Genomic DNA, 13,219 nt, shown 5'->3' with positions numbered 1-13,219 from the left:
TTATTCGGCAGCCGTGACGCGCGGCGATCTATGCATAGGAGGGCTTGTCATGTCTCCCATCCCTACCCCAGGTTCCATGCCCAAGAAGGGCCCTCGTCCCACCGCAAAGCCTGTTCCCGTCCAGGCACCCAGCAAGAATGACCCGGCCAAGTGGGGCCGCGTCGACGCGGATGGTTCCGTCTTCGTTTCCGCTCCGGAGGGCGAACGCAAGATTGGCGAATGGCAGGCCGGCACCCCCGAGGAGGGCCTACAGCACTACGGCGCGCGCTACGACGACCTCTCCACCGAAATTGAACTGCTCGAGGCGCGCCTGCGCGCCAACCCCAGCGAGGCCGCTGGCATCAAAAAGACCGCAGCGCAATTGCGCGACACCCTGCCTACCGCTGCGGTCATCGGTGATATCGCAGCACTTGACCGCCGCCTTGTTGCCGTCATTGAGCACTCGGTAGAAGCCGGCGAGCAGGCGCAGGCCGATAAGGAACGCCGCCGCGAGGAAGCTATTGCTGCCAAGGAAAAGCTGGCAGCTGAGGCAGAAGAGATTGCCGAAAACTCCACCGAGTGGAAGGCCGCCGGCGACCGCATTCGCGCCATCCTGGAAGAGTGGAAGCAAATCAAGGGCATTGACCGCAAGACCGATGATGCCTTGTGGAAGCGCTACTCCCGCGCCCGCGACTCCTTCAACCGCCGTCGGGGCTCCCACTTTGCCGAGCTGGACCGCGCCCGTGCGGTTGCCCGCAAGAAGAAGGAAGAACTCGTCGAGCGTGCCGAGGCCATCCAGGATTCCACCGAGTGGGGCCCCACCGCCCGCGCCTACCGCGATTTGATGACCGAGTGGAAGGCCGCCGGCCGCGCCCCGCGCGACGTGGACGATAAGCTGTGGGCCCGCTTCCGCGCCGCCCAGGACAAGTTCTTCAATGCCCGCAATGCCGTCAATGACGAACGCGACCGTGAGTTTGCAGAAAATGCCAAGGCCAAGGACGCCTTGATTGCGGAATACGACGGCCAGATCGACCCGTCCAAGGGCATCGAAGGTGCGAAGGCCAAGCTGCGCGAGCTGCAGGAAAAGTGGGAAGAGATTGGCTTCGTTCCCCGCAAGCAAGTGCGCGAGTACGAGTCCAAGATTGAGGCGCTGGAGCAGCGCGTCACCGAGGCAGAAAAGTCCGAGTGGCGCCGCACTGACCCAGAGGCGCAAGCACGCGTGGCGCAGTTCCAAGCTAAGGTCGATGAGTTTAACTCTCAGGCCGAGGCAGCTGAGGCCAAGGGCAATGCGAAAAAGGCCGCTGATCTGCGCGCGCAGGCCGAGCAGTGGCAGGCTTTTGCCGACGCCGCCGCTAACGCCGTCAACGATAAGTAGTGCACCTCGTCCACATTGCGCGGCCACCACGGCCGCCGCACTCACCTACCGCCGAATCTCGGCCCAGCGAACCTGCGGACTGCATTCGCAGCTTCGTCTTTTGGGCCAACTTGGCGGCCCAAGAAGCAAGCGGCGATGCCGCGGCATCGACGTCGCCAGGCCGCGTGGTTCAGCGCCTGCAGGGATCTAGCGAATCACAGACCCATCTCTTTGCCGTAGTGGACGGCGACTCCACCCTTGGTGAGGTTTCTGAGCTGGGACTGCCGCTCATCCCCTCGGTGGAGCCGAGCCCGGAGCTGGATTACCTCGGGTTCATCCACATTAGCCTGCCGCTGTTGGAAGAGCGCGAGGCCGCAGAGATTGAATGCGTGCTGTGCGACCTGCCTCTGCCCGGCGAGCAGCTCGATGAGGAAGGGCGCAAGGTTGCCGAGTGGATGGGTACGAAGGCGCTGGAGCTGGCCCGTAAACTCGGCCGCACCGTAGCGCACGTAGGACTATTGCACCCGCCGGGCGCGGACCCGGACTATGACGCTATGGGCAGCATCTACCGCGAGTTGGGATTTACGCAACGGCATGCGGAACACCAGCTGGTGATGGACATCCCTGAAAGCCCTGTCGCAGCACTGCTCCCGGCGGGAATCACCGCCCGAGTCTGGCCGGATTACGACATCCCTGAGGGCTACCTCGACGAGGTCATGCGGCTGCTTAGCCTAGCGTCCACAGACGCAGAAACTGGTGATCTGACGGTGGAGCCCATCGTATGGACGCGTACTCGATTGCGCGAAGCGCACAGCCGCCTGCGCTCTCGTCGCGGGCACACGCTTCTTATCGCACTTACCGCCGAGGACGGGAGCATTCTCGCACTGACCGAAATGGCTAGGCACGAGGACGCGAATCCTGAAGTATGCGAGTGGACTCTGACTGTGACCGATCGCCCGCACCGCCGCCGCGGACTTGCGCAGCTAGCCAAGCTCACAGCGCTGCATGAGGTGGCAGGCTATTGGCCGCGAGTGCGGCGCTGCTATTGTTCCGTTGCCGCCAAGGACGCGGCCATGAATGCCATTTACCGCAGCCTGGGTGCCCGGGAACTTTCCCGATCTTCCGCGTGGGAGTTGCGGCTGCAGGACTAGTGGCGGCAGGCCTACTGCTCGCCGCGCTGGGCGCGGTGGCGTTCGGCGGCTTGCTTGCGGCGATTGTCTTCCAGTGGCTCCCGCTGCGGTGCCGCGTCAATCCTGGATTGAAATTCGCCCACCTCATCGAGCTGTCCGGCGGTGGCGCGCACGCGGGCTTCGGCGGCCTTCTGCTCTGGGCTGCGGCGCAGCGCCACCATGCTATAGGCCAGAAATGCTAGGAAGGTAGCTAGCATTCCTACCCACATTCCCAGCGACGCCCCGTCGGCGGTAGAGCCACGGAACCAGAAGCCCCATAGGTTGGCAAAGAAGGACACCGTCACCAACATCCATGCAATCAGCCCAGGCGTGGCGCGACGGGTGAACAGCGTCACCGGAGTAAGAATGCCCAAACCAATGAGCGCGAGCCACGCAGAGACGGTTTCCATGATGGAAATCCTCACGCCACTAGATGTGGTGCCGAACGTCAATGCCTCCCAACCATGAGCCGGACCGGCGTAGGGCAAAATCAGGTAGAGGAAATAGACCACCACTGCAATGCACAGCGTGACCTTGTGACCGCCGAGGTCCATTGTTTGTGCTGCTCTACGCTCAGCGTTAGCTGCATTGTGGGCTGCGGTGGTCGAACGTTCCTCAGTCATGGCTCCCTAGCCTACTCCCCTGCTAGCAACCGCAGGAATCGCCGGAATCGGCGGCCGCGGGCTTGCCAATCGACGGCAATCCCAGACCGACGCCGATGGGTGCGGTGGTAGGCGTTTCGCCGGCAGCGGACATATCGCCGGCCTTGGTGCGGGTGTGGGAGGTAACGGCGGCGTCGGCAAGCAAGAAGAAGGAGCCCGCACCAGTGACCTGGGTATGCACCACATCGCCCGGGCGAATCTCCGCCGAAATATCCGTGCCGTCAGAGTCAACCGGGGTGAAATGCACTAGGCGGCCATCGCGCGCGCGGCCGGTCATGCGGTGGGTTTCATCGTTTTTGCGGCCGCCTTCGGCCTGCACCAAAAGCTCCACATCCGTACCAATGAGCTTCTTGTTTTCCTCTGCCTGAATGCTGTCTTGCAGGGCAACGAGACGCTCGAAACGATCCTGGACGACCTCCTTGGGAATCTGGTCCTCCATTTCCGCAGCCGGGGTTCCCGGGCGCGGCGAATACTGGAAGGTAAAGGCCGAGGCAAAGCGAGCGCGGCGCACAAGCTCCATGGTGTCTTGGAAGTCTTCCTCGGTCTCGCCCGGGAAGCCCACGATGATATCGGTCGTGATTGCGGCGTGTGGAATCTTGTCCCGTACCTCGTCCAAAATCCGCAGGAACTTCTTGGTGCGGTAGGAACGGCGCATGTCCTTAAGGACCTTGTCGGAGCCAGACTGCAGTGGCATATGCAGCTGCGGGCACACTGCCGGTGTCTCGGCCATGGCATCGATGACGTCGGAAGTAAACTCCGCTGGGTGCGGGGAGGTAAAACGTAGGCGTTCAAGGCCTTCGATCTTGCCTACCTCGCGCAGCAGCTTAGAAAAAGCGAAACGGTCACGCGGCATATCGGGATCGGCGAAATTGACGCCATAAGCATTGACGTTTTGCCCCAACAGGGTGACCTCGGATACGCCCTGATCTACTAGGGCTTTGACCTCTGCCAAGATATCGCCGGGCCGGCGATCCTCTTCCTTGCCGCGCAAGGAAGGAACAATGCAGAAGGTGCAGGTGTTATTGCAGCCTACAGAAACAGAAACCCAGCCGGCATAGGCAGACTCACGCTTGGCTGGCAAGACAGACGGAAAAGCCTCGAGGGAATCAACGATTTCTACCTGGGCTTCATCGTTGTGTCGGGCGCGCTCCAGCAGCGTCGGCAGGGCCGCCATATTGTGAGTGCCGAAGACAGCATCAACCCACGGGGCATTATCTAGGACGGTGTCCTTGTCTTTCTGCGCCAAGCAACCGCCCACGGCAATTTGCATGCCGGGATGATTTTCCTTTGTCTTCTTCAAGGCACCCAAGGTGCCGTAGAGCCGTTTATCGGCATTTTCGCGCACGGCGCAGGTATTGAAGACGATGAGATCTGGCTCCACGCCTTCGCCGGCGGCCGCGTAGCCGGCCTCCTCCAAGAGACCAGAGATGCGCTCGGAATCGTGCACATTCATCTGGCAGCCGAAAGTTCGGACTTCATAAGTACGGTTATCTGCGATTGTCTGCTCCACGTCGGCATAGTTTAGCCATGAAGCTAGGCATCTCATAACTGCCGGACTTGGCCATTCCGGCGCTACCCTGCCTTAGCCGTATCAGTCCTCTGCGCGCAGCTCCGCGCACCGCGCGTCAAGGGCTGCGATTGCGATCTGCAGCGACATTCCTTCGTTGAAGCCGCGGCGTGCCAGCACACCCACGATGCGGCGTAGGGCCTTGTCGCGCTCCTTGCGATCCTCCGGTACGGATTTAATGGAGCGAGCCTTCTTTTCCGCAAGGGCATGTGCCATGGCTTGTTCATCGGCAGGGTCAATTTGCTCGAGGGCCTCAGCACGGTCGGCCTCGCTCACGCCCTTTTCCCGCAATTCCCTGTTGAGAACCGAGCTGGACTTGCCGCGCCGCTTATGGCGCTGGCGCACCCACTCGTGTGCAAAAGCGGCGTCGTTCACCAGGCCCGCGTGGGCTAAATCATCTAGCACGTCCTCAACGACATCTGGCTCAAACTCGGCCTTTACTAGACGGTCATAGAGCTCTTTCCGGGACCTAGAACGCTGATCCAAAAGGCCTAGGGCCCGAGAGCGGACCTTGGCCTTAGCTTCTTCTGCCTCTCGATCAAAAAGCCCGCCCCCAGCTGCTCCATTCTCATAGGCTTCGAGGGCCTGTCGGAGTTGGGCGAGCTTTTCGGGGGCGGGCTGATTCATGATGCAGTTTCAAATAGTACGCGGACTGTGTGGGGACGGGTTAGACGTTTCTAGTCGTCATCAAAATCGACGTTTGGAACGAGATCCACGGACTCATCGGTCAATGGGTCATCGGCACCAGGAACGTCCATCGCAGCGCCCTCCTCGCCTTCGGCCGCGGCCTCGCCGATACCGAGCTTCTGGAAAATCTTCTGCTCGATTTCATTAGCCAGATCCGGGTTATCCTTCAGGAAATTACGCGCCTTCTCCTTACCCTGGCCCAGCTGGTCGCCTTCGTAGGTAAACCAGGAGCCGGACTTGCGGATGAAGCCGTTTTCGACGCCAAGGTCAATGATGGACGACTCGCGAGAGATGCCTTCGCCATACATGATGTCGAACTCAGCAATCTTAAATGGTGGAGAGACCTTGTTCTTTACAACCTTGAGCTTGGTGCGGTTACCGATGGCATCTTGGCCATCCTTCAATGTCTGGATGCGGCGGATATCGCAGCGCACCGAAGAGTAGAACTTGAGCGCCTTACCACCGGTGGTGGTCTCTGGCGAGCCGAACATCACGCCAATCTTTTCGCGCAGCTGGTTAATGAAGATAGCGGTGGTACCGGAGTTGTACAGGGCACCGGTCATCTTGCGCAGCGCCTGGGACATCAGGCGGGCCTGGAGGCCGACGTGGCTATCGCCCATTTCGCCTTCAATTTCCGCCTTCGGGGTAAGGGCAGCTACGGAGTCAACGACGATGATGTCAATTGCGCCGGAGCGCACCAGCATATCGGCAATCTCCAAGGCCTGCTCACCGGTATCTGGCTGGGAAACCAGGAGGTTATCGGTATCCACGCCAAGCAGGCGAGCATACTGCGGATCGAGCGCGTGCTCGGCGTCAATAAACGCGGCAATGCCGCCATCTTTTTGCGCGGATGCAATAGCGTGCAGCGCAACAGTGGTCTTACCGGAAGACTCCGGGCCATAAATCTCTATGATGCGCCCGCGCGGGAAACCGCCAATACCAAGCGCGACATCGATTGCGGTATTACCGGAAGAAATGGCCTTAATCGGTGGGCGGTTGTCATCGCCCAGGCGCATCACAGCGCCTTTGCCGTAATCCTTCTCAATCATGGCCATTGCGGCATCGAGGGCCTTTTGGCGGTCATCTCCCTTAGAGGCGGCAGAAGAAGACTTCTTTTTGGTTGCCATTAACTTTCATCCTTATCTTTAACGACGATGTACTAACGCATTATTAGACTGCCGTGGAACTCAAACGGTTCCCTCCGTCAACGCCATCCCACTGTAGACGACTGCATCGACACTTCTGCCATCTTACATACATCTGTTCGAATTTCGAAAGTGAAAACGCCAGTCCGCCGAATTCGACGGCGCTATAAAGTTGGGTAATCGACTCCCAACCTGCGCTCCTTCGGTACATCAAAGTCATCGCACAGGCTCAGCCAGACGCGACGCGGATCGACGCCGCGTTCGATAAGCTCATCGGGCGTTGCCCCGAGGTCGGGCAAGACATGAGAGTGGCTAATCCACTTTCCCTTAGACTCGCCAAATTCGTCCACAATGAGCTGGTGATACTCGGTCAATCGCATGCGCGCTATCCTACTCAGCGCTTAAGCACGAGCGCCAGCGGTCCAGAAAGCGTCGATTGGGAGCCCGCCGCAATGGCCCTGCCTCACAACTATCAGCCGCGGGTGAACACCGTTCAAAACCCTCAATTGTCTGCAGTTTTCATGCAGTGCTAACCTCTTGAGCATGAAAAAGAACTCTCTGGCAACCACCATTGCCTATGTTGCCGTGTTTACCGCTCTCGTCATCGTCCTTGCCTTCGTGTCCATCCCCATCGGTTCGGCCGGCGTGCCCATCGTGCTGCAAAACGCAGCGCTCCTCCTCGCCGGCCTAATTTTGGGCAGCAAGCGCGGCGGTTACGTGGGACTCCTCTTTTTGTTCCTGGGCCTTGCCCTCCCAGTTCTGGCAGGTGGCGGTACCACGCTCCGCGCACTGGCAGGCCCAACCGCGGGCTACATCATCGGCTATGTTCTCTCGCCAGCAGTCGCCGGCGCAATTGCCTACCGCTCCCCTAAGAACAAGGGCGGCATGGCGGTCATGCTTGCCATCGCTGCCGTTGCCGGCCTTGCCGTCCAGTACATCTGCGGCGCCTTTGGTCTCATGATCCGCTCTGGCTTGGAAATTGGCCCAGCCTTCGCAGCCCAATTGCCCTTTATCCCCGTCGATGCTGGAAAGCTGGTCGTTGCCGTCATCATCGCTCTGGGTGTTCACGCGGCCTTCCCCGATCTGATGGGACGAAAGGCTGCCTAGTGCCCACGATCGATTTTTCCTCGGTCACGGTGGCCTTTGATGACACCGTGGTGCTCGAGGACATCAACCTCACCCTCACCGAACAACGCATTGGCATCATCGGCCAGAATGGTGGCGGGAAATCCACCTTGACCAGGCTCATTAATGGGTTGGGCGAGCCTAGTGAAGGTACGGTGACGGTGGACCAGATGGACGTCGCCAAGCAGGGCAAAAAGGTGCGCGAAAAGGTGGGGTTTGTCTTTTCGGATGCCGAAAACCAGATTGTCATGCCCAATGTGCGCGATGACGTCGCCTTTTCGCTCCGCCGCTTTAAGCTGCCCAAACACGAGCGCCTCGCCCGCGTGGATGCTACCCTCGAGCGCTTCGGTCTCGCCGAATTTGCGGAGCGCTCGCCGCACACGCTGTCTGGCGGACAAAAGCAACTACTCGCGCTGGCAGCGGTCATGGTCATCGACCCGATTCTCATCATCGCTGATGAGCCCACTACCCTGCTGGATCTGCGCAACCGCGATCGAATCAAAAGAGAATTCGCGCGATTGGAACAGCAACTAATTGTGGTGACGCACGATCTGGACTTTCTGCGTGATTTTGATCGGGTCATTTGCATCGATGACCATCGCATCGCCGCGGATGGCCGGCCTGCGGAGGTCATAGCTTTTTACCAAGACCTCATGGCCCAGCGGCCGCTGTAGGGAGAATTGTCATGCAACGACGCACGAATCTCCCACTTTCGGTCTATGTTGACGGCACGAGCTTTGTTCACCGCATCAAGCCCAGTAGGAAGATCGCATTCCTCTTAGTCTTTATCCTGGTCACCAGCATCTTTTTCAAGTCCATTCCGTGGGCAGCAGGCGGCGTCATTTTTGTCGTCTTTCTCTATGCTTGCGCCCAGATTCCACTGGGCATTGCGTGGAGTCAGATCTGGCCGCCACTCTTTTTCCTAGTCCCCCTAGCTGGCTTTCAATGGTGGGCAAAGGACTTCGACTATGCGGCGGTGATGTTCCTCAATGTCTTCGCCGCTATGATGGCTGCCTTCTTGCTCACGCTGACCTCCACGGTCGATGAGATTATGGAGTCGCTGGAAGAGTCGCTGCAGCCGCTAAAGCGGCTCGGAATACCGGTAGAAAACATCAGCTTGGCTATGTCACTGACTATTCGGCTCATCCCGCTGATGTTTGAGACCGTCTATGAAGTCCTGGATGCCCGCAAAGCGCGCGGTGCTGGGATGTCCCCGCTGGCATTTGGCACCCCCGTTATTATTCGCTCCATCCGGCGAGCGCGCGCCATGGGTGAGGCTTTGCAAGCCCGCGGCGTCGGAGACTAGCAGCATAAATTATCGCCTCCCCTGCACCACCACATGATGGCCGAGGGAGGCGATAAATATTTAAAAGACTGTCGGGGGGTTACTCCCCACGCAGCTCACGCAAACGGGCCTGCACAGCATCGTTGTTGGCACTGCCTGGCTGAGCAGCGTTGTCGGCAGCAGAGCCGGACGCTTTATTGCCCTCAATGGCCTGAGCCTTATTGCCTTCCACGGACTTAGAAGAGTTCATTTCGCTGCGAATCTGCTCCAAGCGGGAATGACCGGCCATCTGAATACCAGCTTGCTGTACCTCGGCCATGCGGTTTTCCACGGAGTTCTCAGCAAGCTCAGCCTGGCCGAGTGCCTTGGAGTAACGGCGCTCAATCTTATCGCGTACAGCATCCAGAGACGGTGTATTGCCATTGGCAGTCAGCTCGTTCATGGAGTTCAAAGACTCAGAGACCTTTTCCTGCATCTTTGCCTGCTCCAGCTGGGAAAGCAGCTTGGAACGCTCATTGACCTTTTCGCGCAGCGCGGCGTTGTTGCGCTGAACCGCATTCTTGGCCTTTTCTGCCTGCTGTAGCGCCTGGTCATGCAGCTTCTTGGTATCTTCCACGGACTCTTCCGCGGTAACCAGCTGGGCGGCGAAAGCCTCTGCCGCGTTCTCGTACTCCACGGCCTTATTTTCATCGCCCTTGGCACGGGCCTGATCAGCCAATTCCAGAGCCTGGCGAGCATTGCCCTGCAGCTTTTCTACCTCTGCCAGACGGCGGTTAAGCTGCATTTCCAGCTGGCGCTGGTTACCAATCACGGCGGCCGCCTGCTGAGACAGCTCCTGGTGCTGGCGCTGAGCATCTTCAATAGCCTGCTCGATCTGCACCTTCGGATCGGCGTTTTCCTCGATCTTATTATCAAAGAGTGCCATCAGGTACTTCCAGCCCTTAACAAATGGGTTCGCCATGGTGTGCTTCAACCTTTCTAGGTTAAAAAATGTGCGTAATGTTCTGCTGTTTATACTAGCGAAGCGCTGTTTCCGCCGCTTGTACTCCCCGCGGTCGCGGGCGCTTGCCGACGCCCCCCTTAACCACCACAGCCGCCCCCTCCTCGCGAGAGAATAGGCCGGCTGTAGACATAGACCGCTGTGGGCTAAAGCTCTGATGCGGCAGGTGCCGTATGGGCAAGCTCCTCATCCATGGAGGGCAGGGCCATGTAACCGGCCGCTTCAATCAATACGTCCGAGACTGAGCAATCCAGCGCGTGGCACACGGACGCAAGGAGTTCAGAGGAGACCTCCTTGCGGCCGCGTTCAAGTTCCGAAAGGTAACCCGGCGATACGCGGGCCACCCCGGCCAATTCGCGCAGGGTTACTCCTTTGTCCGCGCGGAAGGCGCGCAGCGTCAACCCAAGAGCCTCACGCAAAAGGGGCTCAGGGGTACGAGCAGTGGCGGGCGCCGCTGGTGCAGTAGCGCCGTTTACCGGGTGTTCGAGGACTGCAGTAGAAGTGTTCATCACTATGGTCAACGCTCCTTGTCTCGTTATTGTTCCCGCGGTGCCGGATTTTCTTCCACAGTTGAGCACAGTAGACGCAGGGCGGCTGCGACCGTGGCCTCTCTAATTTCATTTCGCTCCTTGCCCAATCCGGATAGCAGCTGGGAGAAAGCGACTCTGCCAGGAGAATAGATGCCGATATATACGGTGCCCGCCGGCTTGCCTTCTTGTAGGTCTGGTCCTGCCACTCCGGTAAGGCCTATCCCCCAGTCCGCAGCGGTTTCTGCCACTGCCGCGCGGGCCATTGCAAGGGCGGTCTCCCCAGAAACCACACCGGCTGCTTCGATATCGGCTACCGGTTGGTGCAAAAAGTGGGATTTCACCTCGGTGGCATATGTTATAAGCCCTCCGCGCAATACAGCCGAGGCTCCAGGGACAGAAGCCACCGTGGCGCTGGCCAACCCAGCAGTAAGTGACTCACAAAAGGACAAAGTCTCGCCGCGCTCGGTGAGCTCGGATACGAGGCGAGCCGCCATGGTGCTCATGATCTACCTAGCTATTCTGCTTCTTACCGTCGATGAGGTACTGGACGCCGGTAACCACGGTCACCACTGCGGCCAAGAGCATCACTAGGAAGGTAGGAACGTTCATCCACTCCGGCAACGGCCACAGGTACAGCCCCACTGCCAGGGATTGCAATACAGTCTTCAGCTTGCCGCCCTTCGAAGCAGGCACGACCTTACCGCGGCGCAACAAAACCATACGCCAGATGGTGATTCCGAACTCACGGATGAGAATGACCACGGTAATCCACACTGGCAGTACCCCAATGATGTTGAGGCATACCAGTGCGGTAGTCATAAGCGCTTTATCCGCGATGGGATCAGCAATCTTGCCAAAATTGGTGATAAGGCCACGGGCACGGGCGATGTCCCCGTCGAGCTTATCTGTGAGCATTAAGGCCGCAAATAGCCCAAAAGCCCACCAGTCATGGCCAACAATCACCAGCCATGCGAAAACCGGAATGAAAAGAATGCGCAGGCTGGTGAGAATATTTGGCAGGTTCCAATTGGATACCTGCGGATTCACATCCGAGGATTGCGCTGACTGTGTTCCGGGTTGATTCACGTTATACATACTACCTGTTAGCGCCAAGGGCCTGCGCTTGGATGCCCCTGCATTTTAAAATGCAAAGCATGAAGTATTTTGCTGTGAGCTACGACTACAACCCCAAAAATCCTGAGATTGCTAAGGCCCGCCCCGCGCACCGCGAGTTTACCGCGCAGCTTTTTGAGGAGGGCACCATCATTGCCACCGGCCCGTTGACGGATTCCAAGGGCGGCGCGCTGATCATCGTGGGGCTTGCCGACGACGCCGTGGTCGCCGACGCCATCGCCCTCATGGACAACGACCCCTTCTACCAAGCCGGCTGTATCACCGGCCGCAGCTTCCGCGAATGGAATCCCGTAAACGCCCGCTTCTAGTGGGGTAGCTCTTCCTTGGGCAGGTCTTCGGCCTTGCCCAAGAATTCGCCCTTCTTGTTCCGGACGATCTTATTGCCCTCCTCGTCCCAGTCGAAGTGATTGTGCGATACCGGTACTCCGCCTTGGTTCTCATCGCGCTTGTTTTTAATAATCGAGGCGATAACCGTAATAACCAGGACACCCACGATCACGATAAGTGAGGTGATGGTGGAAAATTCTGGGATCGACTCCACGTTCTCGCCGCCGTTTACAAACGGCAAGTTATTCTCATGCAGCGCATGGAACATGAGCTTCACACCGATGAAGCCCAAGATGATGCCCAAACCATAGGGCAGGTACACCAAACGATCCAGTAGGCCATCCAACAGGAAGTACATCTGGCGCAATCCCATGAGGGAGAAGGCATTCGTGGTAAAGACCAAGAACGCTTCCGAGGTAATGCCGTAAATGGCCGGAATGGAGTCGAAGGCAAACATCACGTCGATAAGGCCAATGGACACCAACGCAATAAATAGCGGGGTGAACGCGAATTTCCGCTTGCCCGAGGAATCTTCCAGGCGGTGCGTGAGCTTATCGCCGTGGTAGCGCGGGGTGACGTGGACTACCTTGCGGATCAGCTTGATGATGCCCATGTCATTGGGATCGGTTTCGGGGGCGTCCCGAATCTCGTCGACGATGAGCTTGATCGCTGTGTAGATGAGGAATATCGCGAACAGGTAGAAGATATCGGACCATGCCGCGATGACCGCAGCACCCAAAAGGATAAACACCAGGCGGCATGCCAAGGCAATAACGATACCGATGAGCAATACCTTTTGCTGGTACTTACGCGGGATCTTGAAGGCGCCCATGATAAGCGCGAAAACAAAGAGGTTATCTACGGATAGCGCCTTCTCTGTCACGTAACCCGTGAGGAATTGGATGCCGTGCTCGTGATCCCAAATGGCCCACACACCGGCACCAAAAAGTAAAGCGATACCGACATAGAACAGGGTCCAGAACCCGGATTCCTTCAGCGTCGGCTCGTGCGGGGTGCGCACGTGGGAGTAGAAATCAAAAACAAAGAATCCAAGAATGACGACGATAGAAATCGCCCAGATCCACAATGGCACATGCATTGGTACATCCCTCCGGTCGAAGATACAACAAATTGACCGGAGGTCTCCCCCGCCCGGCGAACTAAATTCCGCTGGGCCGGCACGACCGGGAGCGTAATGCTACCGTGCTGACGATCGATGCCGAAGGATGGGGTACTCCCCTCCAAGACCCGTCCA

At 58.5% G+C, this 13,219-nt stretch carries 16 protein-coding genes; 6 read left to right on the top strand and 10 right to left on the bottom strand.

What is annotated here, in order from left to right; translation table 11 throughout:
- The first annotated feature begins 49 nt into the window (after window positions 1-49).
- A complete protein-coding gene (locus ACKFRY_RS07375; RefSeq protein ID WP_150851426.1) occupies window positions 50-1,354 on the top strand; it encodes a DUF349 domain-containing protein in 1,305 nt (434 codons plus the stop codon).
- Entirely contained in the window at window positions 1,354-2,484 is a 1,131-nt protein-coding gene (locus tag ACKFRY_RS07370; protein ID WP_408922575.1) for a GNAT family N-acetyltransferase, read from the top strand. The genes ACKFRY_RS07375 and ACKFRY_RS07370 overlap by 1 nt, the downstream gene beginning before the upstream one ends.
- Window positions 2,485-2,495: 11 nt before the next feature.
- Here the strand turns inward: ACKFRY_RS07370 and ACKFRY_RS07365 are convergent, their stop codons facing one another.
- The 5 genes from ACKFRY_RS07365 to ACKFRY_RS07345 all read right to left on the bottom strand — a co-directional run bounded on the left by ACKFRY_RS07365 (window position 2,496) and on the right by ACKFRY_RS07345 (window position 6,943).
- Window positions 2,496-3,125, bottom strand: a complete 630-nt coding sequence (locus tag ACKFRY_RS07365; protein WP_408922574.1) for a hypothetical protein — start codon at window positions 3,123-3,125, stop codon at window positions 2,496-2,498.
- A 22-nt stretch (window positions 3,126-3,147) separates the two neighbouring features.
- Window positions 3,148-4,710, bottom strand: a complete 1,563-nt coding sequence (gene miaB, locus ACKFRY_RS07360) for a tRNA (N6-isopentenyl adenosine(37)-C2)-methylthiotransferase MiaB (protein WP_005328636.1) — start codon at window positions 4,708-4,710, stop codon at window positions 3,148-3,150.
- A gap of 45 nt (window positions 4,711-4,755) precedes the next feature.
- Window positions 4,756-5,358, bottom strand: a complete 603-nt coding sequence (recX, locus tag ACKFRY_RS07355) for a recombination regulator RecX (protein WP_408922573.1) — start codon at window positions 5,356-5,358, stop codon at window positions 4,756-4,758.
- A 50-nt stretch (window positions 5,359-5,408) separates the two neighbouring features.
- Window positions 5,409-6,545, bottom strand: coding sequence for a recombinase RecA (gene recA, locus ACKFRY_RS07350; RefSeq protein WP_239194076.1), 1,137 nt, complete (start codon window positions 6,543-6,545; stop codon window positions 5,409-5,411).
- Window positions 6,546-6,727: 182 nt separating this feature from the next.
- Window positions 6,728-6,943 carry a DUF3046 domain-containing protein gene (locus tag ACKFRY_RS07345; protein WP_005325117.1) on the bottom strand — a complete coding sequence of 72 codons (216 nt, stop codon included), beginning with the start codon at window positions 6,941-6,943 and terminating at the stop codon, window positions 6,728-6,730.
- A 163-nt stretch (window positions 6,944-7,106) separates the two neighbouring features.
- On the opposite strand from ACKFRY_RS07345, the gene ACKFRY_RS07340 reads away from it, so the two are divergent.
- From ACKFRY_RS07340 to ACKFRY_RS07330, 3 genes are read left to right on the top strand one after another with little or no spacing between them, the layout of a single operon-like run.
- Complete coding sequence (locus tag ACKFRY_RS07340; RefSeq protein ID WP_408922572.1) at window positions 7,107-7,670, top strand: biotin transporter BioY; 564 nt, start codon at window positions 7,107-7,109, stop codon at window positions 7,668-7,670.
- The gene (locus tag ACKFRY_RS07335) at window positions 7,670-8,362 is read left to right on the top strand and encodes an energy-coupling factor ABC transporter ATP-binding protein (protein ID WP_408922571.1); all 693 of its coding nucleotides are present in this window, start codon (window positions 7,670-7,672) and stop codon (window positions 8,360-8,362) included. Before ACKFRY_RS07340 ends, ACKFRY_RS07335 begins: the two co-directional genes overlap by 1 nt.
- Window positions 8,363-8,373: 11 nt before the next feature.
- The gene (locus tag ACKFRY_RS07330; protein ID WP_408922570.1) at window positions 8,374-8,994 is read left to right on the top strand and encodes an energy-coupling factor transporter transmembrane component T family protein; all 621 of its coding nucleotides are present in this window, start codon (window positions 8,374-8,376) and stop codon (window positions 8,992-8,994) included.
- Between the two features lie 79 nt (window positions 8,995-9,073).
- Here the strand turns inward: ACKFRY_RS07330 and ACKFRY_RS07325 are convergent, their stop codons facing one another.
- The 4 genes from ACKFRY_RS07325 to pgsA all read right to left on the bottom strand — a co-directional run bounded on the left by ACKFRY_RS07325 (window position 9,074) and on the right by pgsA (window position 11,598).
- On the bottom strand, window positions 9,074-9,934 hold the full coding sequence (locus ACKFRY_RS07325; protein WP_005325125.1) for a PspA/IM30 family protein: 861 nt from the start codon (window positions 9,932-9,934) through the stop codon (window positions 9,074-9,076).
- Window positions 9,935-10,119: 185 nt separating this feature from the next.
- Window positions 10,120-10,482: a helix-turn-helix domain-containing protein gene (locus tag ACKFRY_RS07320; RefSeq protein ID WP_408923417.1), complete on the bottom strand. Its 363-nt coding sequence runs from the start codon at window positions 10,480-10,482 to the stop codon at window positions 10,120-10,122.
- A 26-nt stretch (window positions 10,483-10,508) separates the two neighbouring features.
- A complete protein-coding gene (locus ACKFRY_RS07315) occupies window positions 10,509-11,006 on the bottom strand; it encodes a CinA family protein (protein WP_408922569.1) in 498 nt (165 codons plus the stop codon).
- Between the two features lie 7 nt (window positions 11,007-11,013).
- Window positions 11,014-11,598 carry a CDP-diacylglycerol--glycerol-3-phosphate 3-phosphatidyltransferase gene (gene pgsA / locus ACKFRY_RS07310; RefSeq protein WP_034668451.1) on the bottom strand — a complete coding sequence of 195 codons (585 nt, stop codon included), beginning with the start codon at window positions 11,596-11,598 and terminating at the stop codon, window positions 11,014-11,016.
- Between the two features lie 59 nt (window positions 11,599-11,657).
- Between pgsA and ACKFRY_RS07305 the strand changes: the two genes are divergently transcribed.
- Window positions 11,658-11,945 carry a YciI family protein gene (locus ACKFRY_RS07305; protein WP_284820316.1) on the top strand — a complete coding sequence of 96 codons (288 nt, stop codon included), beginning with the start codon at window positions 11,658-11,660 and terminating at the stop codon, window positions 11,943-11,945.
- On the opposite strand, the gene ACKFRY_RS07300 is transcribed toward ACKFRY_RS07305, so the two are convergent.
- The gene (locus ACKFRY_RS07300; RefSeq protein ID WP_005325135.1) at window positions 11,942-13,063 is read right to left on the bottom strand and encodes a TerC family protein; all 1,122 of its coding nucleotides are present in this window, start codon (window positions 13,061-13,063) and stop codon (window positions 11,942-11,944) included. The genes ACKFRY_RS07305 and ACKFRY_RS07300 overlap by 4 nt on opposite strands.
- Between the last annotated feature and the right edge of the window lie 156 nt (window positions 13,064-13,219).

It is taken from the genome of Corynebacterium tuberculostearicum, assembly GCF_046097255.1.
Taxonomy (GTDB): domain Bacteria; phylum Actinomycetota; class Actinomycetes; order Mycobacteriales; family Mycobacteriaceae; genus Corynebacterium; species Corynebacterium tuberculostearicum_J.
This window is presented reverse-complemented; position numbering and strand designations above follow the sequence as displayed.